The organism is Kitasatospora sp. NPDC092039 (assembly GCF_044756065.1).
Classification (GTDB): Bacteria; Actinomycetota; Actinomycetes; order Streptomycetales; family Streptomycetaceae; genus Kitasatospora.
Genome location: NZ_JBIVSD010000019.1, coordinates 47467 through 69167, shown reverse-complemented (window position 1 = coordinate 69167; position 21701 = coordinate 47467). Strand labels below are relative to the sequence as shown.

Sequence of the window (21701 nt, the reverse complement as noted above, 5' to 3'; positions counted from 1 at the left end):
ATCTTTCGATGGGTCAGTCTGCCCGGCCGGGGCCTGCGGCGCTCTAGGCCTGAACACCCAGTTCGGGGTGTATCTGAATACACCCCTGAGAGGCCGTCCAGACGGCTGTCGGCACCCCGCCGCCGATACGTAGCGTCATGTCCCGTCAGCCGGCCCGGGGTTCCCGTGCCGGACCTCGAACCGTGGAGGGCCCGTGAACGCGCCGATCATCCGGATCCGCGGCGTCAGCAAGACGTACGACCGATCCGACGCCGCCCGTCCCGCCCTGGCCGGGCTCGACCTGGAGGTCCGGGCCGGCGAGGCGCTGGCCGTGCTCGGCCGTTCGGGCAGCGGCAAGTCCACCCTGCTGAACCTGGTCGCCGGCCTCGACCGCCCGAGCGAGGGCGAGGTGGAGGTGGACGGCGTGCCCGTGCACCGGCTCGGCGAGGCCGCGCTGGCCGAGTACCGGCGGGCGCGGATCGGCATGGTGTTCCAGTTCTTCAACCTGCTGGACGACCTGAACGCGGAGGACAACGTGCTGCTCCCGGCCCAGCTGGCCGGGATGCGGCGGGAGCAGGCCCGGGCCCGGGCCGGGGAGCTGTTGGAGCGGCTGGGGGTGGCCCGGCACGCCAAGGCCTTCCCCGGTCGGCTCTCCGGCGGAGAACGCCAACGGGTCGCGGCGGCCCGGGCACTGATGAACCGCCCGCCGCTGCTGCTGGCCGACGAGCCCACCGGGGCGCTGGACACCGCCTCGGCCGCCGACGTCCGCGACCTGCTGCGCGGGCTCAACGCGGAGGGCCAGACGATCCTGCTGGTCACCCACGACACCGCGCTCGCCGAGGCCTGCGCCGACCGGACGATCGAACTGCTCGACGGCCGGCTGGTCCGGGACACGGCGGCCGTGTCGGCCCCGGGCGGTGGCCGATGAGCGCGCTCGGCAAGGTGGTGCGCGCCGGGGTCGGCCGCCGGCGGGTGCAGACGCTGGTGATGGTGCTCACCACGACGGCGTCGGTGACGGCCTGCATCCTGGCGCTCGGGCTGCTGGTCGCCGCCCGGGGCCCGTACCAGCGCTCCTTCGCCGACCAGCACGGCGCCCACCTCAACGTGCTGTACGACCAGGCGAGGGCGAGCCCCGCCCAGCTCGCCGCGACGGCCCACGCGCCCGGGGTGACGGCCGCGGCCGGCCCCTACCAGGCGGTGACGGTCCGGCCGCGTTCCGGCCCCGGCACCCGGATCCCGCCGACCGGCAGCCCGCTGCCGCCGATGACCTTGGTCGGCCGCGGCCAGGACGGCCCGCTGGACGGCCTGCGGATCACCGACGGCCGCTGGACGGCGGGCCCCGGCGAGGTGGTGTTCCTGGACGGGCACTCCCCGCTGGCGGTAGGCGACAGCATGGAGTTCCCGGACCTGCCGGGGCACCCGACGCTCAAGGTCGTCGGCCTGGCGGCCTCGGTCTCCTGGAGCGCGGACGGCTGGGTCGCCCCGGAGCAGGTGGCCGGGCTGACGGCGCCCGGCACCGCGCCCGCCGCCCAGTACCTCTACCGTTTCGCCCACGCCGGCAGCGACGCCGAGGTGGAGGCCGACCGCGCCGCGCTGGCCGCCGCGGTCCCGGGCGAGGCCCTCGCCAGGGCCACCTCCTACCGGCCCGTCCGGGAGGAGGCGAACCGGACGGCCGCGACCTTCGTCCCGTTCGTCACGGCCTTCGGGGTGCTCGGTCTGGCCATGTCGGTACTGATCATCGGCGTCGTGGTCAGCGGCGCGGTCAGCGCCGCCACCCGCCGGATCGGCATCCTCAAGTCCCTGGGCTTCACCCCGGCCCAGGTGGCACGCGCCTACGTCGGCCAGGCGCTGATCCCCGCCGGGCTCGGCACGGCGCTCGGCGTGCTCGTCGGCAACCTGCTGTCGGTGCCGGTCCTCGGGCTGGCCCACAAGGCCCTGCGCGGCGGACTGCTCGGCATCCCGGTCTGGGTGGACGCCGTGGTCGCGGTGGTGGCGCCGGCGGCCGTGGCAGGCACCGCGCTGGTGCCGGCGCTGCGGGCCGGACGGCTGCGGACGGTGGAGGCGCTCGCGATCGGCCGGACGGCGCCGGGCGCCAAGCGGGCGGCCGCCCGCGGTTCGGCCACCGGGGCAGGGCCGGCGGGCCGGCTGTCCCGGGTGCAGGACGTGATCGGCCGACTGCCGGTGTCCCGGGCGCTCAGCCTCGGGCTGGCCTCCCCGCTCAACCGGCCGGGCCGCTCGGCGACCACCGGCGCCGCCGTGGCGCTCGGCACCGTCGGAGTCACCCTCTGCGTCGGCCTGACGCTCTCCCTGGGCTCCCTCCAGGAGGGGCTGACGGCCGACCGTGCGGGCGGGGTGGTGGTCCAGGTCCCGATCGAGGGCGCCGCACAGCCCGTCGACCACGTGGACGAGGCGGCCGTGGCCAAGGCGATCGACTCCCGTCCGGGCACCCGGGCCTGGTACAGCAGCGTGCCGACCCAGGTCGCCCTGGCCGGGAACACCGGGCGCTCCGCGGTGGTCGCCTTCGACGGCGACGCCTCCTGGAGCGGCTTCCACATGATCTCCGGCCGCTGGTTCCGGGGCCCCGGCGAGATCGTGGTGGCCGCCGCCTACCTGCGGGCCAACCAGGCGAAGGTCGGAGACACCGTCACCCTCGCCGACCACGGGCGCAGCACCCCGGCGAAGATCACCGGTGAGGTCCTGGCCACCAGCGACGTGGTGTTCACGGACCGGGCGACGCTGGCTCCGCTCGGCGGCGCGATCCGCACCGAGGCGCTCGCCTTCCACGTCGACCTCACCCCGGGAACCGACGCGCGGGCCTACGCCGACGGGCTGGACCAGGCCGTGCGGCCGATGGGGCTGGGCGCCGAGTCCGGCGGGGAGCACGTCAACATCGTGATGCTGGCGATGAACACCCTGGCGGGCACGCTCACGCTGCTGCTCGCCGTGGTGGCAGGGCTCGGAGTGCTCAACACCGTGCTGCTGGACACCCGGGAGCGGGTGCACGACCTCGGGGTGCTCAAGGCGCTCGGGATGTCTCCCCGGCAGACCGTCGGTATGGTGCTCACCTCGGTCTGCGGCAGCGGGCTGGCGGCCGGGTTGGTCGGGGTCCCGATCGGCGTCCTGGTGCATCACCAGGTGCTGCCCGCGATGGCCCGGGCCGCCGGGATCGGGGTGCCGGACGCGGACCTCGCCGTGTTCGCCCCGCCGGTGGTGGGGCCGCTGATACTCGGCGGCTTGGTGTTGGCCCTGCTCGGCGCCGCCCTCCCGGCCACCTGGGCGGCCCGCACCCGCACGGTCACGGCACTGCGGACGGAGTGACATGGAGTGCGGGCGAGGGAGGGCCGGGAGCCGGGGCGGACACGGCGCCCAGCCGGAGCCCTCCGGCCCCTCCCGGCCCGGATCAGGACAGCCGCGCCGCCGCGTACGCCTCCATGGCGGCACGCTGGTACGCGGCCAGGCCCGGGGCGACGGCCTCGTACGCGGCGCTCCACCGCTCGTTCTCGGTGCAGGAACGGGCGATCGCCAGGTACTCCCCGGTCGGGACGGACCGGAGGGTACCGAGCAGTCGGTACTCCTCGTCGATCGCGCTCTGCACGGGCTCGGCGTCGGCGGGGTGGCCGGCGGCCATCAGCTCGGCCAGGTGGATCATGCGGGCGGTCCGCTCGCGCTGTCCGGCCTCGATCTCGGCCGGGGTCATCGCGGCGGTCGCACGCCGGGCCGCCTCGGCGTGCTCGGGGAAGTCGCGCAGGCTCGCGTCGACGTCGTCGGGCTGGACGCCTTCGAACAGGTTCTCGGGGCGGTTGATGGTCATGGGTGTGCCGTCCTTCCGGGAGCGTTCCAGGTCGGCGATCGTGCGGGAAACGGTGACGGCCAGGGCGTCGAGCCGGTCGCGCTCGGCCACCAGCCGCCGGCGGTGGCCCCGCAGGGCCTCCAACTCGTCCACCTGATCGCCCAGGATCCGGGCGATCTCGGTCAGCCCCACGCCCAGGGCCCGCAGCACCAGGATCTGCTGCAGCTGGAGCAACTGCCGCTCCTCGTAGTAGCGGTGGCCGTTGGAGCCGATCCAGGCCGGGGTCAGCAGTCCGATCTCGTCGTAGTGCCGGAGCGTCCGGGCGGTCACGTTCGACATCCGGGCCACCTCGGCGATGGGCCAGGCCATGGCCGCCTCCCTCGTTTCCGCGTCCCCACGTTCGCGTGGACCGGGGCCGGTTCTCCGGCCCCGGTCACGACGGTAGGAGCTGCCGCTGCGGCAGTTTCAAGCCCGACGCCCCGCTCCGCCCCCGCCGGTCTCCAGCAGGCCCCGGTCGCCCCGTCGTCCGGCCGCCTATGCCTCGCCGAACCAGTCCAGGGACTGCCCGTGCGGCCCGGTGAAGGCCACCGGCCGCTCGTCCAGGGCGAGCGCGAACAGCCCGGACCCGGCCGGGGCGGGGAGGGGAAGGCGCCGGGCGACGCTCGGCAGCACCGAGACCGCCTCGTTGGAGATCCAGTGCCCGGGCAGCTCGCGCATCGTCGCCGCGAACTCCTCCCGCTCCTCCGGCGGCAGGTACGCGAGCACCGCGCTGTGGAACACCACCGGCGTCGCCCCCGCCGGGGCCCGTGCCACCAACTCCCGTACCGTCGCGTTGAGATCGCCGCGCACCAGCAGCGGCGGTTCGGCCCGGGCGACCCGCACGGCGCCGCGCAACCGGTCCAGCCGGTGGGTCTGCTCGGGCCAGACCAGCGACTCCAGCCAGCGCATGTCCTCCTCGGCCCGCACGTCCAGCGGATTGAGGTCGATCCCGGCCCGCCACACCACCTCGGGCAGCCGCTCCCGCAGGGAGGCGGGCAACGGCACCGGCCCGCTCAGCTCGCAGTCCAGCGTCACCGGGCTCGCCTCGGGGCCGAACTCGGGACCGATCTCGGAGCCGAAGCCCGTCCCGGTCACGTAGCGGTACCGATACCGGTACCGGTCCGGGTACAGGCAGAGCCCGGCCGAGGCGCCCACCTCGATCAGGGCGAGCGGCTGCGGCAGTGCGGCCAGCACCGGCAGCAGGGTCGCGCAGCGGCCCGCCTCGTTGGTCTGCGTCCGCCGCTCCAGCATCGTCGCCGAGACCTCGGCCCAGTGCCCCACCGCCCAGTCGCGGAAGGCCGGCCAGCCCTCCGTCACCGGGCCGCCCAAGTGCCGGACGGCGCCGAACAGCAGGTTCGGCTGCCGCTTCGCGGCCGGAAGCCCGTCCAGCAGCGCACACAACCGACCGTCCCCGGCGACGCGTTCGGCCAGCTCCTGGTAGCTCGCCGAATTGCCGCGCGCCTCCCGCTCCGCGAATGCCCGGTAGAGCTCCCCAGTATCGCCGCGCATCCCCCGCACGTCCCTTCCGTACCCTCTCGCATGGTCGAACCGGCCCAGCCTACGCCCGGCCCGCCGCGCCTTCCGTCGCGCCTTCCGCCGCCCCCAGCGCACCGACCAGCACGCCGAGCACCGGTCGGCCCCAGGCCCCTCCCGGACGACGGCGTGCACGGTGCGAACCGGGTCCCGATCGCGCAACCGCCGCACGCCGATACCCGGATGGCGCAGGCTCATACCCAGCTCAGGGGCAGCACCCCCAACCCGGCCGCGACGACCCCCTGCGCGGTGGCGTGGTCCGGGACCGGGTCGGGCGGTCCGGTGCCCACCCAGACCCCGTCCGCGAGTTCGGCCAGCTCCGAGCACGCACCGAGCGGCGAGCCGGTGGCCCGGGGTCAGCACGGTGCGGTGCGGATCGTCCCGCAGGCGGACCCCGCAGGCGGGTCCGGAACCGGCGCGTCCGTGGGACGGATCACCACCGCCAGCCCGGCGCGGCCGACCCACACCTCGTCTGAGCGGGCCCGCCGGCTCGGTCGTGCCGAGGTCGAGCCGTACGCCCGGAGGCTCCCGGCGGAACGCGGCGCAGGCGGTGGCGAACCAGCGGACGGTCAGGCTGCCGCTGCGCCCGGCCCGCAGATCGGCCGACGCCGCGCCCGCCTCGGCGATGTGCCGGTCGATGGGGGCATCGTCCCCGGCCAGCCGGCGGTCGGCTCCGCGCTCTCCGGTCTGCTCGGTGAACTCCTCGGCCCGCGCTCCACGGTCCGGCTCGGCGGGGCCGTCCTGGCGAAGGCCTTCCTGCCGGTGTTCCTGCCCCGCTCCACATCCGCCGCAGCCTGCCGGAGCCGATCGACGCCCACTCCGGTCAGCCCGATCGGCCCGGCCCGGCCCGGCCCCCGCCCGGCACCGGGGCCGGGCCGGCTGAGGCGCTCAGCCCAGCAGTCCGCCCATGTGGCCGTCCTCGGCGAGCAGCCGCCAGGAGCAGCCCGGCGAGGCGAAGGCCTCCGGGTCGACGGCCTCCACCAGCCGGTCCACCACCGCGCTCAGCAGTGCCTGCGGATCGAACACCGCCCAGGTGTCCCGGGCCCGGCCGTAGTCCCAGCGGTCCCACTCGGCACGCAGCCGCTCGTACGTCCAGAGGGCGTAGAGCAGGGCGGACAGATCGCGGTTCAGGTAGGCCTCGGGGTGGCCGTCGTCGTACCAGTCCGGAAGCTCCAGCCGGCCGGTGGCGCCGTCCAGGGCGATCGTGAGGTCGGTCGGCCAGTCCCCGAGGGCCAGGAAGTCCCTCTGGTACGGCCGCTCCTCCTCGCCGTCGAAGTACTCGGGGTACGCCTCGCCCATGGTGACCAGCGGCTCCTCGCACACCCCGAACATCGCCCCGCCCAGCGGAAGACCGACCTCGGTCAGCAGCTGCCGGGTCGGCCCGTGCACCAGGGCGGCGGGCAGTTCCTCGGACCGGAAGCGGTGCACCCGGCCGGAGCCGCCGTCCTGGTCCGTCAGCGCCGCCAGCTCCGCCACCAGCTCCGGGGCTATCTCGTACGCGGGCCCGCCCGGACCGCCCGGCAGCGCACCCCAGCCCAGCGCCCGCACCAGCAGCGCGGTGCCCCAGTGCGGGGGCGGCGCGGACCCGTCGCCGAACAGTCCGGGATCGGCCTCCCGCATCCGCCGCTCGGCCTCCGCCAGCACCTCCGCCATCACGGCGGGCCCGCGCCGCCCGTCCAGCGCCTCCGGCCGTCGGGCCGCCTCGGCCACCGCGTCCACCTCACGGACCAGGTCCGCCAGCGCGGTCAGGCCGGAGGCCAGCAGGTCGCGCCGCGGGCCGCCGTTGTCCAGGAACACCTCGCCGGTCGCCCCGTCCAGCAGCACCAGGCTGCCGCCGGCCGCGAACGGCGTGCAGTACTCCGTCTCCCCGAGGACGAACAGTCGCTCCGCCTCCGCGGGGAACGCCGTCAGCTGCCCGTCCGCGAGCGCCTCGAAATCCAGGAACGCCCCCGTCGACGGCAGCCCCTCCCGCACCAGGAACTCCCGGCTCCCCGCGTGCACCACCCCGTCCGGCACCTCCGCCACCCGCTCGAACCCCACCCGTCCCACCCCTTTCCCGACCTACCCCGTGACCCACAGACCCTAGCGGCCCGGCCCGACAACTCTGGCGGGCGTGGTGTGGGGGAGGTGTGCGGCGGGCGGTGGGTGTGGTGGTTGCCCGGGTGGGGGGCGGTCTGTGGTGGCCAGGTCGCTTTTCGCTGGGGAGGTGTTGTGGGGCGGTCCGGCCCGACCGCACCGATGGGCTCGTCGTGGGGGAGGTGTGCGGCGGGCGGTGGTTGCCTGGGTGGGGGGGGTCTGTGGCGGTCGGGTCGCTTTCCGCTGGGGAGGTGTTGTGGGGCGGCCCGGCCCGACAACTCCGGCGGGCGTGGTGTGGGGAGGTGTGTGGCGGGCGGGGGGTGTGGTGGTTGCCTGGGTGGCGGGGGTCCGGTCTGGGGCGGGGTGCCCCGTCAAGGGGAGGCGCGGCCCGAACCAGCACGGTGCCCCGCCGCCGGCCGCAGGCGCCCCGCACGGCTCACGGCAGTGCGGTCACGTCCACGTTCCACTGTTCGGGCAGGTCCGCGTCGCAGAAGACGCAGGCGTAGTGCTCCTCGCGGACGACGTTGCAGCGGGCGCACCGGGGGCAGCGGCGGAAGACCACCGGGTGGGTGAAGGCGCCGGGGTGCGGCAGCCCGATGCGGGCGAGGGCGGTGGCGACGGCAGGCCAGGAGGTGGTGTCGGGGCAGTAGCCGGTGGACTGGTTGCTGACCGTCTCGACCTCCCAGCCGTCCCGTGACCGCCGGAACCCGATCTCCCCGGCGCTCAGCACCAACTCGCCACCCGCGCAGGCCACGTGTTCACTACGGCGCGGCGCGAGCCGCAGTGCACCGCCGAGGTCGATCACGAAGGTGAACGGTTCCGCGAGCTCCGCCGCCTGCCGGTCCTCCGCCCAGGCGGCGAACTCGCCCGCCGTCCGCACCGGTTGCCCGTGACCGCCTCCCGTCCCGCCGCCTCCCGTCCCGCCATCGCCTCCCCCTGCCCACAGCTCCGGCGGCCCCACGTACCGGTACGCCCGCCCGAAACCGTCCGCCACCTCCGCCGCGACTCCCCGCTCGGCCAGGCGCGCCCGCCAGTACGCCATCTCGACGGCCGTCCCGGCCAGACCGAAGTCCCGCAGCCGGTCGAGGAGTTCCCGGGCCTGCTGGAGCGAGAGGTCCGCGTCCCCGCGGAGCGCCCGCAGGGCGGCCACCGGATCGGTGAGCGGTCCGGTGAGCCGGAGCCGGGCCGGTGCGTGGGCGGTCAGCAGCGCCTCGCGGACGTCCTGCGGCGCGGCGTCCTGGTCCGAGTCCTCGCAGCAGGCGGCCCCGCACTGCGGGCAGGAACGCTCGGCGTCCCACCACAACTCCCGCCCGTGCGTGAGGAACTGCCCGACGCTGCGGACGGCGGTGCCCCCGCAGTCCGTGCACCGGACGGCCATCCGTACGCCCTGTTCCCCGCCCGTCACGCCTGACGTCCCCCGCTCGACGAACCCGTGCCCGACAGCCTACGGCGCTCCTGCCGCCGCCACCGGGCCCGTAGAGTGCGGGGATGAGGCGCTACCTGCTGACCGGCACGCCGGGGGCCGGGAAGACGGCGATCCTGCGGTGGCTGGAGTGCTCGGGCCATCCGGTGGTCGAGGAGGCCGCCACGGACGTGATCGCGCTGCGGCAGGCCCAGGGCGAGCCGGAGCCGTGGGCGGACCCGTCGTTCGTGGACGCGGTCGTCGCCCTGCAGCGGCGGCGGCAGGAGGGGGCGGTCGGCCCGCCGGGGGAGGTGCGGTTCTTCGACCGATCACCGGTGTGCACGTACGCCCTGGCGGTGTACCTCGGTCATCCGGTGACCCCGGCCCTCGCCGGGGAGCTCGACCGGATCCGGGAGGCGGGGGTCTACGAGCGCCGGGTGTTCTTCGTGGAGAGCCCGGGCTTCGTCACCCCGACCGGGGCGCGGCGCATCTCGTACGAGGAGTCGCTGCGGTTCGAGCGGATCCACCGGGAGGCCTACGCCGAGTTCGGGTACACGTGCGTCCCGATCGCCCCGGGGCCCCTGGCCGACCGGGCGGCGACCGTCGTACGGCACGTCGGCGCGACCGCCCGCCACGGAGGCTGACGTCCCCTGCTCCCCGAGCTGCCCGGCGCCCCGGCTGCCTCAGATCCCCGACGCCCCGAACCCCCGCCCCCGAACCCCCGCCCCCGACGCCCCGAACCCCGCCCCTAAGAGGTCCTAACAAAGGCGTTGGACGTGTCGGTCGGTGATCAGGCAGGTGGCGAGGCCGAGGAAGGCCTCGTGGATGTCGTCGCGGCGTTCCCAGCGGATGCGTAGGCGGCGGAAGCCGTGGAGCCAGGCGATGGCGTGCTCGACCACCCACCGATGGACGCCAAGCCCTGAACCGTGGGCGACTCCCCGTCGGGCGATCACCGGCTTGATGCCCTGCTTCCAGACCAGGCGGCGGTACTTGTCATGGTCGTAGCCCCGGTCCGCGAGGAGAGCGTCGGGGCGGTGCCGTGGCCGACCGACGAGGCCGGCCACGTGCGGGACCTTGGCCAGCAGCGGCAGCAGTTGGGTGACGTCGTTGCGGTTCCCGCCGGTCAGCGACACCGCGAGCGGGATGCCCTGGTCATCGACGAGGACGTGGTGCTTGCTGCCCGGCCGGGCACGGTCGACCGGGCTGGGCCCGCTCTTGGGCCCCGCCGAGCGGCCCGCACGTGGCTGGAGTCGATCACCGCCCGCGACCAGTCCAACTGCCGTGCCGACCGCAGCCGTTCCAGTAGGACCAGGTGCAGCCGGTCCCACACCCCGGCCTCGTTCCAGGCGGCCAGGCGCCGCCAGCACGTCATGCCCGAGCCGAAGCCCCGCTCCTGCGGCAGGTACTCCCACTGGATGCCGGTGTGCAGCACGAACAGGATCCCGCACCGAGCCTGACGGTCCGGCACCCGCGGCCCCCCCGGCTTCACGCCCACCCTCGGCGCCGGCAGCAACGGCTCGACCAACTCCCACAGCTCATCCGACACCACCCACGGACGAGACACTCGCTTCCCCACGCACAGACCAACGAGCACACCAGTCGACAGTCACACCGCAACACGACTTCTGTTAGGACCCCTGCTTCGGGAGTGGCCGGTCGTCCGCGGTCGGACGACCAGCTGGTGCTGAACGGGATCGTGTGGAAGCTGAGGACCGGCACGTCCTGGCGGGATGTGCCGGAGCGCTACGGTTCCTGGCAGACCCTCTACACGCGTTTTCGCAGGTGGGCGCTAGACGGCACGTTCTCGCGAATGCTGCGTGCGAGCCAGGCAAAGAAGGACGCGGCCGGGGACATCGACTGGCTGGTGTCGGTCGACTCCACGATCGTGCGGGCCCACCAGCACGCCACCGGCGGCAAAAGGGGACACGCGACCGGGACGAAGCGGGTGATCACGCCCTCGGCCGATCACGCGGAGGGCTGAGTACCAAGCTCCACCTGGCCTGCGACGGACGCGGCCGCCCTCTCGGCTTCGTTCTGACCGGCGGCAACACCAACGACTGCACCCGTCTCGAAGCCGTCCTGGAGGACATCCGGGTCCCGCGGTCGGGCCGGGGCGCCCGCGCACCCGGCCCGACCACGTCATCGCCGACAAGGGCTACAGCTCCCGAAAGATCCGCGCCTACCTGCGCCGACGCCGGATTGCGCACACCATCCCCGAACGCGTCGACCAGGTGCTCGGCCGACTCAACCGGGGCTCGCGCGGAGGTCGGCCACCCGATTTCGACCGGAGCACCTACCGGCTCCGCAACGTCGTCGAACGCTGCTTCAACCGGCTCAAGCAATGGCGCGGCCTGGCCACCCGCTACGACAAGACCCGCGAGTCCTACCAGGGCGCCGTCACCATCGCCTCGATCCTGCTCTGGATCTGATCTTTGAAGACGATCTCTAAGCCCCGACTCAGGCGAGTCCGCCGGCCTCCCGGGCCGCCCGCTCCACGCGGTCGTGGTGGGCCCGCCACCAGTCGGCGTCGCCGGGGGCGGTGTTGGCGCCGTCGGAGCGCTGACCGGCGGAGCCGTCCACGAGTTCGCGGACCAGGTCGGCGTGGCCGACGTGGCGGTGGGTCTCGGCGATCATGTGGACGAGCACCCGGTGCAGGGTCTGCTCGTGGCGGGCGCCGAACGGCACCCTGCCGACGGCGTCCAGCGGCAGGGCCTCGATGGTGGCGTCGGAGTGCGCCCAGACCCGCCGGTAGCGCCCGATGATCTCCTCGGTGCCCTCGTCCGCCCGTGCCCACAGGTCGCCGTTCGGCTCGGTCCCGCCGGTGATCCACACGGGGGCCGGTTCGGGGAAGGGGCGGCCGAAGGTGTCGCCGAAGTACAGGGCCTCGGCGCCGGTGACGTGCTTGACCAGCCCCAGCAGGTTGGTCCCGGTGGGGCTGAGCGGTCGGCGCAGGTCGTACTCGGAGAGGCCTTCGAGCTTCCAGAGCAGGGCGTCGCGGGCGTCCTGGATGTAGATCCGGAGGTCGGTCTTGTCGTCTGTCACGGTCATCTGATCAGTCTGTTGATCTCAGAATGCCTGTCCAACGATTTCCGACGCCGACGGCTCCTGACTACCAGTCAATCCACGTCCAGGTCTGGCCCGTTCACCGTGAGACTCCCCGATGGGGCGGAGAGTTCGCGGTCAGCGGACGACGTCGAGGACCTGCTTCTGGATGCCGTTGGCGTACACCTCGTGCTCGACAAGCTTCAGCTTCTGGGCGTCCTTGTCCGTCGCGCTGAACAGGCGCTTGCCGGCGCCGAGCAGCAGCGGGAAGACGAGCAGGTGGTAGCGGTCGATCAGGCCGGCGTCCGAGAGGGCGTGGTTCAGGGTGGCGCTGCCGTGGACGATGATCGGGCCGCCCTCGGTCCCCTTCAGCGCGGCGACCTCGTCGAGCGAGCGCAGGATCGTGGTCTCGCCCCAGTTCGACACCAGGTCGCCGTCGGTGAGGGTGGTGGAGACGACGTACTTCGGCAGCGCCTTGTAGCGGGCGAACTCCGCCATGTCCGGCCACACCTGGCTGAACGCCTGGTAGCTGGTGCGGCCGAGCAGCATCGCGGTGGCCTCCTCCTGCTCCCGCCCCTTGATCTCGAACGCCTCGGGGAGGAACTCGACGTCCTTGAAGGTCCAGCCGGAGTTGCGGTAGCCGGGTTCGCCGCCGGGGCCCTCGACGACGCCGTCGAGCGAGATGAAGGCGGTGCTGATCAGGGTGCGCATGGTTGGTTCCTCGGTTCTCGTGCGGGTCCGGAGCCGTGCGCCCCGAAGGCCCGACAGCTCGGAAGGGTTCCCGTAGGTCTACGGGGCCGGATGGTCTGAACGGTCTGAACGATCTGAACGGTCTGGATGGTCTGGATGGTCTGGACGGTTCGAACGACCCGGACGAAGCAGGTCAGGCGAGGAGCCCGGCCAGCCACTGCTGCCAGGCGGCCTCGGCTCCGGCTCCGGCTCCGGCCCCGGCCTCAGCCCCGGCACCGTCCGGAACCGGGCCGAAGAGGTGGTGGAACATCAGCACCAGCCCGGGGCCGTGGTGGAACGTGTAGAGCCCGTCGGCGGTGCGGACCTCCAGGCGCTCGTCGTCCGCCCAGACCACCTCACCGTCCAGCGGCGGCAGGCCCGCCGGTCCGCCGTGGACCCGCGTGCCCACGGCGGCCGGGAGCGGCAGCGACAGGGCACGGGCGAGCAGGGCCTGGACCTCGGGCTCCGGCCGCCCGCCCGAGGGCGCGGCGGCGAAGACCGGGACGGCGGTGCGGCCGGGGAAGTGGCTGAGGTACTCGCGGAGCGTGTGGAGGTGGAACGGCCAGCCGCGGCGCAGCGCGTCGTACTCGTCCTGCCAGTCGTCGCCGAGCAGCCCGCTGTGGACGACGCGGAGCACGGTGGAGCCGCCGTCCCGGCCCTCGATCAGGTACTCGAAGGCCATGAACCGGCCGTCCTCGCCGGTGGCCGTACGGGTGGCCAGACGCTTGCCGGGCTCGTAGGCGGTGACGACGGCCTCCTCGCGATGGCCTCCGGTCTCCATGACGGCGGTGCCGCCCTCGCGCGGGTCCAGTTCGTTGCGGCCCATGAACCAGGAGTCGATGCCCGGTCCGGTGGCGATCGCCTCCCAGACCTGCTCAGGGCTCGCCGGGAGGGAGGTCTCCAGCTCGATCTCGAACGGGTGGGTCATCGCGGGTCCTCCTGGTTCGCCTTCTCCCCGTTCGGCGCGGTGCCGGCGGCGCCGGTCTCCGTCCCGGCTCCGGGCTGTACGGCGGGGATCTGGTGGAGCCCGACGACCACCCGGTGGCTGCGGCCCCCGGGGGCGGACTCGTCGTGGTACCGGCTGACGAGGGCGGCCACGGACTGGGCCAACTCCTCGGCGAAGGCGGCCCGGTCGGCCGCGGAGGCGAACCGCACCTGGGCGTCGATGCCGAAGGTGGCGACCCGTCGGCGCGCCCGGGCGGCGCCGGTCAGCAGGGTGCCGACCTCCTGCACCAGCCGGGATCCGAGCGCCAGCAGCCAGCGGGCGGAGAGCTGGTCGGGGAAGCGGGCCGGGTCCGGGCTCACGGCGGCCAGGACGCTGGGGGAGATCACGTAGGAGGACGCGGTGGCACGGTACACCCGTTCGGTGACGTTGCCCTTGCGGCGTTCCTCGGCGAGTTCGACGAGGCCGTGCCGCTCCAGCTCCTTCAGGTGGTAGTTGACCTTCTGCCGGGGCAGCCCCAGCCGGGCGGCCAGCATGGCGGCCGAGGCGGGCTCGGTCAGGGCGGCGAGGAGGCGTGACCGCATCGGGTCCAGCGAGGCCTCGGCCGCGGCGGGTTCTTCGATCACGGCGACTTCCAGCACCGTTCCAGGATCCGTCCGACAAGAAAATTTGTCAAGGAAAAAGTTCTTGTCGGCCATCCGGGTGAACGGCCCGCGCCCGTGCCTCCCCCCGCGAGGCACGGGCACGGGCCGCCCCTTCAGGAGTCGGTCTTCCCGGGGTGCTTGTCGTGGCCGGCGACGGTCAGCCGGCACTGGCCGTCCTCGCAGGAGCGCTGGAGGCGGCCCCGCGAGATGGTCTGCATCAGGCCGATCGTCCAGCACATCGGGCAACCGCGCAGGGCGAACAGGCCGACCGGCAGGAGGACCAGGCCGACCGGTCCGACCAGCGGGAGGAGGGCGATCGAGCCGATCAGCGAACCGAATCCGACCACTCCGCGCGCGACGTGCTCGGGCAGGGACCTGCTGGCGTAGTCGGGGCCCTCGCGGCGGGCGCCGGCTCCGGGCTCGGTTCCGGTCGGCGTCTTGATCGGCGTGGTGGTCGTCGTCCTGACCGTCGCCTTGGTCATCGTTCCGGGCATCGGTTCCCTCCGGGGACTGGTTCGGGGGTGGCCAGCAGGGCCCGTTGAACCGCCGAACGGGCCCGGTGCAGGCGGGACTTCATCGCGGGCGTGCTGAGGCCCAGCGCGTCGGCGACCATCCGGCCGCTGTAGCCCTGGACGTCCCGCATGATCAGCACTCGGCGCTGGTCGTCGGGCAGGGCGGCGACGGCGGCCGCGACCCGGTCCGCTTCCAGGCGCCGCAGGACCGCCTCCTCGGCCGAGGCCACCGAGGCGTCCTGCCGCAACGGTGCGGCGTCGTCCCGCAGTCGGGTCCGCGCGCGCCGGAGGCACTCGTTGCGGACGATGCGGAACATCCACGACGCCAGGGCGCCGGAGGCCCGCAGCATCCCGATCTTGCGGTACAGGATGATCAGGGCCTCCTGCGCCGCGTCCTCCGCGTCCTCCGGGGTGGCGCAGAGCGAGCGGGCGAACCGTTGCACATTGGGGTGCGAGCCCGACACCAACGCGGCGATCGAGTCGACGTCACCGCCCTGCGCGGCGGCGATCAACTGCTCACCGGGCCATGTCGATTCAGCCACGCCCGGCTCGCTTGCGCTTCACGACCAGCATGCAGGTGCAGAGCAGCACCAGGGCGACGGCGATGCCGATTCCGATGACCATCACTACCTCCAGATCCCGTGCCCGACGTCTGTCGGAACGTTTATAAGAGGCACGGGCCGCCCCAAAGGATTCGGCCCCAGCGCGGAAAAAATCGTCCGCGTTCCCGGCGGGGCCCCGGAGGGTCGCCGACGGGGCGTCAGCGGTCAGTCGGCAGTCAGTCGGCGGTCCTCGGGCGGACCGGGATCCCCGTGCGCGGCCTGATCGCCGGCGGCACGGGACCGCGGTGGACGTGCTCGGCACCACCCGGGCGTACCCGCTGGACTCTCGATGGTGCCCGCGCCGTACCTCTCCTCGATCTTCGGCGAGGCGGTGCAACGGAGAGTGACGGGTGGGTTGACCAGGTCGGACTTGAATCTTTGCGAACGAATGTTCGATCCTGGGGGTGTGCCCGTTTTCGAATCTGTTTTCGAATCCACCGCCGAGCAGCCCGCCCGCCCCCTGCTCCGCCCGGTGGCGTCCCCGGCTGCCACGGCCGGGCAGCCGGGGGAGCGGGAGGGGCAGGCGGCGGAGCGCCGGGGGCTGCTGCCGGTGGTACCCGCGCTGCGGGAGGTGCTGCCCGACGCCGGGCTGCGCCGGGGGACGGCGGTGTCGGTGGCGGGCGGGGACACCGGACTGCTGCTGGCGCTCGCCGCCGGGGTGAAGGAGACCGAGGGCGGCTGGGCCGCGGCGGTCGGGCTGCCGGACCTGGGGCTGGCCGCCGCCGAGGGGTACGGGCTGGACCTGCGCCGGCTGCTGGTCGCGGACGATCCGGGGCCGCACTGGGCCGAGGTGGTCTCGGTGCTGGCCGGCGCGGTCGAGCTGATCATGCTGCGCCCGGACGGGCCGGTGCCGCCGAAGCTGGCCGCCCGGCTGGCGGCGGTGCTGCGGCGCAGCGGCTGCGTGCTGCTGGTCGCCGGGCCGTGGCCGGGCGTGGCCCTGCGGCTGGGCGTGCGCTCCGGGCGCTGGTTCGGGCTGGGCGACGGCCACGGGCAGCTCGTCAGCCGACAGGTGGAGGTGGTGGCCGAGGGCCGTGGCTCGGCGGGGCGCGGCCGGACGGCCCGGCTCTGGCTGCCGGACGAGCACGGCGCGGTGCGCCCGCTCCAGGAGCAGCCGCAGCAGGAGCAGCCGCAGCCGATGGCGGAACCGGCGGCACGGGCGATACGGGCGATACCGGTGGTACCGGCGGTGGAGCCGGTGGCGCCCCTCGTGGCGGCGGTGGTCTGAGATGGCGGACGGCAGAACCCCCCGGGTGCTGGTGGTCTGGTGCCCGGACTGGCCGGTGGCGGCGGTCACCGGCGACGACCCGGTCGCGGTGACCGAGGGCGGGCGGATCCTCGCCTGCTCGGCGGGTGCCCGGGCGGCCGGGGTGCGGCAGGGGCAGCGGCTTAAGCTGGCCCAGCGGCTCTGCCCGGAGCTGGAGCTGCGCGACCGCGATCCGGAGGCGGAGGCCCGCCGCTTCGAACCGGTGGTGGCGGCCGTGGAGGCGTTCACGCCCCGGGTGGAGGTGATCCGCCCGGGCCTGTGCGCCATCCCGGTGAAGGGCCCGGGCCGCTACTTCGGCGGCGAGGAGGCGCTGGCGGCCAAGGTCGGCAGGGCGGTGGCGGACGCCCTCGGGCAGCCGCTCGTCCCGGACGCCGTCCCGGGCGCGGTGGCCGTGGACGAAGGCCCGGTGGCCGTCGAGGAACGTGCGGTGGCCGGGGACGAAGGCCCGGTGACCGTGGACGGGCACGCGGGGACCGTGGCCGAACGGCCGGCGGCCGCCCCACAGGCCCAGGTCGGTGTCGCCGACGGCCTGTTCGCCGCCGTGCTCGCCGCCCGGGCCGGGGTGCTGGTCCCGGCCGGCCGGACGGCGGAGTTCCTCGCCCCGTACCCGGTGGGCGCGCTGGGCGACGAGGCGTTGGCCGGACTGCTCGGGCAGCTCGGCCTGCCCACCGTCGGGGCCTTCGCCGCGCTGCCGGCCGAGTCGGTCGCGGACCGCTTCGGCCCGGCCGGGACGGTCGCGCACCGGCTGGCCCGCGGCCTGCAGCCGCGCCCGCTGGTGCCGCGCGACGAGGAGCCGGACCTCGCCGTCGAGCAGCGCTTCGACCCGCCGGAGCCGCTGGCCGAGCCGCTGGTGTTCGTCGCCCGCACGTTGGCCGAGCAGCTGCACCGGCGGCTGGCCGAGGCCGGGCTGACCTGCCGCCGGGTGGCCGTCGAGGTGGCCTGCGCGGACGGCCGGACGGCCTCCCGGCTGTGGCGGCACGAGGGCCGGCTGTCCGCGACCGCGCTGGCCGAGCGGGTCCGCTGGCAGCTCCAGGCCTGGCAGGGCGCGGGCACCTTCGCGAGCCCCGACCCCAGCCGCGACCCGAGCCGCGACCCGAACGCCCACCCGAACGGAGACCCGGGCGGCCAGGAAGGCTTCACCCTGCTCCGGCTGGCCCCCGACGGCCTCTCCCCGGACCAGGGCCGCCAGCTCGCGCTGTGGGGCCAGGCCGTGGCGGACGACCGGGTGGAGCGGGCGGTCGCCCGGGTGCAGGCGGTGCTCGGGCACGCCGGGCTGCGCCGGATCGAGCCGGCCGGCGGGCGCGGCCCGGGCGAGCAGGTGGTCAAGGTGCCGTGGGGCGAGCCGTACGAGGCGGCGGTGCCCGCCGACGCGCCCTGGCCGGGGCGGCTGCCGGAGGTGTGGCCGACCGTGGTGCTGCGGGAGCCGGCGCCGGTGCGGGTGCTGGACGGGGCCGGGCGGCCGGTCACGGTGGACGGCCGGGCGGGGGTGTCGGCCCGGCCGGCCCTGGTCGTGGCCGGGGGCCGGGAGGAGCGGGTGGACGGCTGGACCGGGCCCTGGCCGGCGGTCGAGTACTGGTGGGACCAGTCGCTGGCCCGGCGCCGGGCGCGGTTCCAGGTCGTGGTGGGCGGCGGCCGGGCGCTGCTGCTCACCGTGGAGGGGGGTGCCTGGTACCTGGAGGCCGGCTACGACTAGCGGCGCCCCGGGTCCCGGAGGGGGGAGCAGAACGAGCACGAGAACGACGAAGGCAACCCCCGATGGGCTTCACCAGCCACCCCACCCTCCCCTGGAGCGAACTGCACCGCCGGCTGTCCGGCGCGGCGCCGGACCGTACGGTCGTCCCGCTGCGCCGCTCCACGCCGGCGCAACCGGACGCCGGGCCCACCCCCGAGGAAACCCCCGCCCCGAACACCGGGGCCGCCCCGAACGCCGGGGCCGCCCCGAACACCGGCCCCGCCCCCGGTCAGGCCCCCGGCCCCGTCCCCGGTCAGGCCCCCGGCCCCGTCCCCGGTCAGGCCCCCGAACCCTGGGCCGAACTGCACGTCCACTCCGCCTTCAGCTTCCTGGACGGCGCCAGCGACCCGGAGGACCTGGTCGCCGAGGCGGTCCGGCTGGGCGTGGAGACCCTCGCGGTCACCGACCACGACGGCCTGTACGGCGCCGTCCGGCTCGCCGAGGCGGCCCGGGGGACCGGCCTGGCCACCGTGTTCGGCGCCGAGCTGACCATCCGCGACGGCGACGCGGAGGAGCACCTGCTGGTCCTCGCCCGCGACCCGGCCGGCTACCGCCGCCTGTCCGCCGCGATCGCCGCCGCCCAGCTGGCCGGCGGCGCCAAGGGCAACCCGCGGTACGACCTCGCGGCGCTCGCCGGGGCGCACGACGGCCACTGGGCGGTGCTCACCGGCTGCCGTCTCGGCCGGGTCCCGGCCGCGCTGCCCGACCGGGGCGAGGCCGGGCGCCGACTGCGCACCCTCGCCGAGGCGTTCGGCCCCGAGAACGTCCACGTCGAGCTGATCGACCAGTGGCTGCCCGGCGACGACCGGCGCAACGACGCCCTCGCCGCCCTCGCCGCGGAGCTGGGCCTGCCCGTCGTCGCCTCCACCAACGCCCACCACGCCGGCCCCGCCCAGGGCCGCCTGGCGCAGAGCCTCGCCGCCCTGCACGGGCGCCGCACCCTCCAGGACGCGGTCGGCTGGACCAGGGCGGCGGGCACCGCGCACCTGCGCTCGGGCCGCGAGATGGCCGGCCGGCTGGCCCGCTTCCCCGGGGTGCAGCGGGCCACCGCCGAACTCGGCCGGGCCTGCGCCTTCGACTTCGCCAAGCTGGACCCGGAGCTGCCCGGCTTCCCCGTCCCCGAGGGCGAGACCGAGATCAGCCACCTGCGCGCCCTGGTCGCGGCCGGCGGCCCGGCCCGCTTCGGCCCCGGCAACGCCGCCGCCCGCCGCCAGCTCGCCAGGGAGCTGGACGTGATCGAGGACCTCGACCTGGCCGGCTACTTCCTGATCGTGCACGACATCGTGGACTTCTGCCGCCGCCAGGACATCTGGTGCCAGGGCCGCGGCTCGGCCGCCAACTCCGCGGTCTGCTACGCCCTCGGGATCACCGCCGTCGACCCGATCCACTACAAGCTGCTGTTCGAACGCTTCCTCTCCACCGCGCGGGACGGGCCGCCCGACATCGACCTGGACATCGAGAACCGCCGCCGCGAGGAGGTCATCCAGTACGTCTACGGCCGCTACGGACGCGAGCACGCCGCCCAGGTCGCCAACGTGATCACCTACCGGCCCCGGCTGGCGATCCGCGACGCCGCCCGGGTGCTCGGCTACCCGCAGGGGCAGGTGGACGCGTTCAGCCGGCAGACCGACTTCCGCTCCGCCCCCGGCGCGGACGCCGTCATCCCCGCCGACGTGCTCCAGCTCGCCACCCAGCTCCACGGCCTGCCCCGCCACCTGGGCATCCACTCGGGCGGCATGGTGCTGACCCGGGAGCCGATCGGCGAGATCTGCCCCACCGAGTGGGCCCGGATGCCCGGGCGCTCGGTGCTCCAGTGGGACAAGGAGTCCACCGCCGGCGCCGGGCTGGTGAAGATCGACCTGCTCGGCCTCGGCATGCTCGCCGCGCTGCACGACGCCTGCGACCTGGTCGCGGAGCACCACGGCCTGCGCTACGACCTGGCCACCATCCCGGACGACGACGAGGGCGTGTACGCGATGCTGCGCCGGGCCGACACCGTCGGCGTGTTCCAGGTCGAGTCCCGGGCGCAGATGGCGACCCTGCCCCGGCTCAAGCCGGACCACTTCTACGACCTGGTGGTCGAGGTCGCGCTGATCCGCCCCGGCCCGATCCAGGGCGGCTCCGTCCACCCGTACCTGCGCCGCCGCGCCGGGGTGGAGCCGGCCGGCTGCCCGCACCCGCTGATGGAGAACGCGCTCGGCAAGACCCTGGGGGTGCCGCTGTTCCAGGAGCAGATGATGCAACTCGCCATCGACTGCGCCGGGTTCACGCCCGCGGAGGCAGACCGGCTGCGCCAGGCGATGGGCGCCAAGCGCTCGCACGAGCGGGTCGCCCGGCTGCGCGAACGGCTGCTGGGAGGGATGGCCGAGCGCGGCATCCCGCCGGAGGTGGCCGAGGACGTCTACGTCAAGATCGAGGCCTTCTCCAACTACGGCTTCCCGGAGAGCCACGCGATCAGCTTCGCCTACCTGGTGTACGCCAGCGCCTGGCTGAAGCACCACTTCCCGGCGGCCTTCACCTGCGCCCTGCTGGCCAACCAGCCGATGGGCTTCTATTCGCCGCTCAGCCTGGTCGCGGACGTCCGGCGGCACGGCGTGCGGGTGCGCGGGGTGGACGTCAACGCCAGCGGGGCGCGGCCCACCCTGGAGCCGTACCGGGGGCCGACCCCGAAGCCGCCGCTGACCGCCGGACGCCCGCAGCCGGCGATCCGGCTGGGCCTGGAGACGGTGCGTGGCATCGGCACCCCGCAGGCCGAGGCGATCGTGGCCGGGCAGCCGTACGCCGACCTGGAGGACTTCGCCCGCCGCACCGGCCTGCCCGGGCCCGTCCTGGAGGCGCTGGCGACGGCGGGCGCCTTCGACTGCTTCGGGCTGACCAGACGTCAGGCCCTGTGGGCCGCAGGGGCGTTCGCCGGGATCTCGGCCGACCTGATCCCCGGCACCACTCCCGGCACCGAGGCGCCGGAGCTGCCCGGCATGAGCCCGGTCGAGGAGACCATCGCCGACCTGTGGGCCACCGGCACCTCCGCCACCAGCCACCCGCTCCAGCACCTGCGCACCCAGCTGGAGCGCGGCGGCGCCCTCTGCGCCGTCCAACTCCCGGACGTGCCACCGGGGACGGCGGTGGTGGTCGGCGGCCTGGTCACCCACCGGCAGCGGCCGCCGACGGCCGGCGGGGTGCTCTTCCTCAGCCTGGAGGACGAGACCGGGCTGATCAACGTGATCTGCAACCGCCCGGTCTGGGAGTCCCAGCGCCGCACCGCCCTGGACCGGGCCGGGCTGCTGGTCCACGGCCACATCGAGCGGGACCGGGGCGCCACCAACCTGATCGCCACCCGGCTCACCCCGCTCCGGATCGGCCTCTGAGGCCTCCGGAGGGGGTGCGCCGACGCCGGCCTGACCGGACGCCATCGCC

General features: G+C 74.8%; 17 protein-coding genes and 1 pseudogene. 7 read left to right on the top strand and 11 right to left on the bottom strand.

Annotated features, from left to right (window positions below; translation table 11 throughout):
- Positions 1-193 precede the first annotated feature (193 nt).
- Both ACIQI7_RS30635 and ACIQI7_RS30630 read left to right on the top strand, forming a co-directional pair.
- The gene (locus ACIQI7_RS30635; protein ID WP_401116299.1) at positions 194-907 is read left to right on the top strand and encodes an ABC transporter ATP-binding protein; all 714 of its coding nucleotides are present in this window, start codon (positions 194-196) and stop codon (positions 905-907) included.
- The gene (locus tag ACIQI7_RS30630) at positions 904-3297 is read left to right on the top strand and encodes an FtsX-like permease family protein (protein ID WP_401116296.1); all 2394 of its coding nucleotides are present in this window, start codon (positions 904-906) and stop codon (positions 3295-3297) included. The genes ACIQI7_RS30635 and ACIQI7_RS30630 overlap by 4 nt, the downstream gene beginning before the upstream one ends.
- Before the next feature lie 82 nt (positions 3298-3379).
- Here ACIQI7_RS30630 and ACIQI7_RS30625 read toward each other — a convergent pair whose 3' ends face one another.
- From ACIQI7_RS30625 to ACIQI7_RS30610, 4 genes are all read right to left on the bottom strand, one after another.
- Complete coding sequence (locus ACIQI7_RS30625; RefSeq protein ID WP_401116293.1) at positions 3380-4138, bottom strand: MerR family transcriptional regulator; 759 nt, start codon at positions 4136-4138, stop codon at positions 3380-3382.
- 165 nt (positions 4139-4303) lie between these two features.
- Positions 4304-5317, bottom strand: a complete 1014-nt coding sequence (locus ACIQI7_RS30620; RefSeq protein WP_401116289.1) for a DUF2332 domain-containing protein — start codon at positions 5315-5317, stop codon at positions 4304-4306.
- Positions 5318-6229: 912 nt separating this feature from the next.
- Entirely contained in the window at positions 6230-7381 is a 1152-nt protein-coding gene (locus ACIQI7_RS30615) for an SUKH-4 family immunity protein (protein ID WP_401116286.1), read from the bottom strand.
- A 472-nt stretch (positions 7382-7853) separates the two neighbouring features.
- Positions 7854-8822: a hypothetical protein gene (locus ACIQI7_RS30610; protein WP_401116283.1), complete on the bottom strand. Its 969-nt coding sequence runs from the start codon at positions 8820-8822 to the stop codon at positions 7854-7856.
- An 83-nt stretch (positions 8823-8905) separates the two neighbouring features.
- Here ACIQI7_RS30610 and ACIQI7_RS30605 point away from each other — a divergent pair, with 83 nt between their 5' ends.
- Complete coding sequence (locus ACIQI7_RS30605; protein ID WP_401116280.1) at positions 8906-9463, top strand: ATP-binding protein; 558 nt, start codon at positions 8906-8908, stop codon at positions 9461-9463.
- Positions 9464-9577: 114 nt separating this feature from the next.
- On the opposite strand, the gene ACIQI7_RS30600 is transcribed toward ACIQI7_RS30605, so the two are convergent.
- A protein-coding gene (locus tag ACIQI7_RS30600; protein WP_401116277.1) for an IS5 family transposase occupies positions 9578-10383 on the bottom strand; the annotation gives its coding sequence in 2 pieces (ribosomal slippage) (positions 9578-10063 and positions 10066-10383; 804 coding nt in all).
- Between the two features lie 72 nt (positions 10384-10455).
- Here ACIQI7_RS30600 and ACIQI7_RS30595 point away from each other — a divergent pair.
- Positions 10456-11248 (top strand): annotated as a pseudogene (locus ACIQI7_RS30595) (IS5 family transposase); the annotation flags it as partial.
- Between the two features lie 28 nt (positions 11249-11276).
- On the opposite strand, the gene ACIQI7_RS30590 reads toward ACIQI7_RS30595, so the two are convergent.
- The 6 genes from ACIQI7_RS30590 to ACIQI7_RS30565 form a co-directional block, all read right to left on the bottom strand.
- Complete coding sequence (locus tag ACIQI7_RS30590; protein WP_401116274.1) at positions 11277-11867, bottom strand: DinB family protein; 591 nt, start codon at positions 11865-11867, stop codon at positions 11277-11279.
- A gap of 132 nt (positions 11868-11999) precedes the next feature.
- Complete coding sequence (locus ACIQI7_RS30585) at positions 12000-12572, bottom strand: dihydrofolate reductase family protein (protein ID WP_401116271.1); 573 nt, start codon at positions 12570-12572, stop codon at positions 12000-12002.
- Between the two features lie 172 nt (positions 12573-12744).
- Positions 12745-13518, bottom strand: coding sequence for an SRPBCC domain-containing protein (locus ACIQI7_RS30580; protein ID WP_401116268.1), 774 nt, complete (start codon positions 13516-13518; stop codon positions 12745-12747).
- Complete coding sequence (locus tag ACIQI7_RS30575; protein WP_401116266.1) at positions 13515-14174, bottom strand: ArsR/SmtB family transcription factor; 660 nt, start codon at positions 14172-14174, stop codon at positions 13515-13517. Before ACIQI7_RS30575 ends, ACIQI7_RS30580 begins: the two co-directional genes overlap by 4 nt.
- Before the next feature lie 116 nt (positions 14175-14290).
- Entirely contained in the window at positions 14291-14671 is a 381-nt protein-coding gene (locus tag ACIQI7_RS30570) for a hypothetical protein (RefSeq protein ID WP_401116263.1), read from the bottom strand.
- Positions 14656-15231, bottom strand: coding sequence for an RNA polymerase sigma factor (locus ACIQI7_RS30565; protein WP_387758229.1), 576 nt, complete (start codon positions 15229-15231; stop codon positions 14656-14658). The genes ACIQI7_RS30570 and ACIQI7_RS30565 overlap by 16 nt, the downstream gene beginning before the upstream one ends.
- A gap of 466 nt (positions 15232-15697) precedes the next feature.
- On the opposite strand from ACIQI7_RS30565, the gene ACIQI7_RS30560 reads away from it, so the two are divergent.
- The 3 genes from ACIQI7_RS30560 to ACIQI7_RS30550 all read left to right on the top strand — a co-directional run bounded on the left by ACIQI7_RS30560 (position 15698) and on the right by ACIQI7_RS30550 (position 21652).
- Positions 15698-16516 carry a hypothetical protein gene (locus ACIQI7_RS30560; RefSeq protein WP_401116259.1) on the top strand — a complete coding sequence of 273 codons (819 nt, stop codon included), beginning with the start codon at positions 15698-15700 and terminating at the stop codon, positions 16514-16516.
- 1 nt (position 16517) lies between these two features.
- The gene (locus tag ACIQI7_RS30555) at positions 16518-18248 is read left to right on the top strand and encodes a DNA polymerase Y family protein (RefSeq protein ID WP_401116256.1); all 1731 of its coding nucleotides are present in this window, start codon (positions 16518-16520) and stop codon (positions 18246-18248) included.
- Positions 18249-18310: 62 nt separating this feature from the next.
- Positions 18311-21652, top strand: coding sequence for an error-prone DNA polymerase (locus ACIQI7_RS30550; protein WP_401116253.1), 3342 nt, complete (start codon positions 18311-18313; stop codon positions 21650-21652).
- The last annotated feature ends 49 nt before the right edge of the window (positions 21653-21701 follow it).

Bases quoted from the DNA above. Each gene is read 5' to 3' on its own strand.
- ACIQI7_RS30580 (WP_401116268.1), bottom strand. From the start codon at position 13,518: ATGACCCACCCGTTCGAGATCGAGCTGGAGACCTCCCTCCCGGCGAGC.
- ACIQI7_RS30550 (WP_401116253.1), top strand. From the start codon at position 18,311: ATGGGCTTCACCAGCCACCCCACCCTCCCCTGGAGCGAACTGCACCGC.
- ACIQI7_RS30620 (WP_401116289.1), bottom strand. From the start codon at position 5,317: ATGCGCGGCGATACTGGGGAGCTCTACCGGGCATTCGCGGAGCGGGAG.
- ACIQI7_RS30630 (WP_401116296.1), top strand. From the start codon at position 904: ATGAGCGCGCTCGGCAAGGTGGTGCGCGCCGGGGTCGGCCGCCGGCGG.
- ACIQI7_RS30585 (WP_401116271.1), bottom strand. From the start codon at position 12,572: ATGCGCACCCTGATCAGCACCGCCTTCATCTCGCTCGACGGCGTCGTC.
- ACIQI7_RS30570 (WP_401116263.1), bottom strand. From the start codon at position 14,671: ATGCCCGGAACGATGACCAAGGCGACGGTCAGGACGACGACCACCACG.
- ACIQI7_RS30555 (WP_401116256.1), top strand. From the start codon at position 16,518: ATGGCGGACGGCAGAACCCCCCGGGTGCTGGTGGTCTGGTGCCCGGAC.
- ACIQI7_RS30605 (WP_401116280.1), top strand. From the start codon at position 8,906: ATGAGGCGCTACCTGCTGACCGGCACGCCGGGGGCCGGGAAGACGGCG.
- ACIQI7_RS30625 (WP_401116293.1), bottom strand. From the start codon at position 4,138: ATGGCCTGGCCCATCGCCGAGGTGGCCCGGATGTCGAACGTGACCGCC.
- ACIQI7_RS30590 (WP_401116274.1), bottom strand. From the start codon at position 11,867: ATGACCGTGACAGACGACAAGACCGACCTCCGGATCTACATCCAGGAC.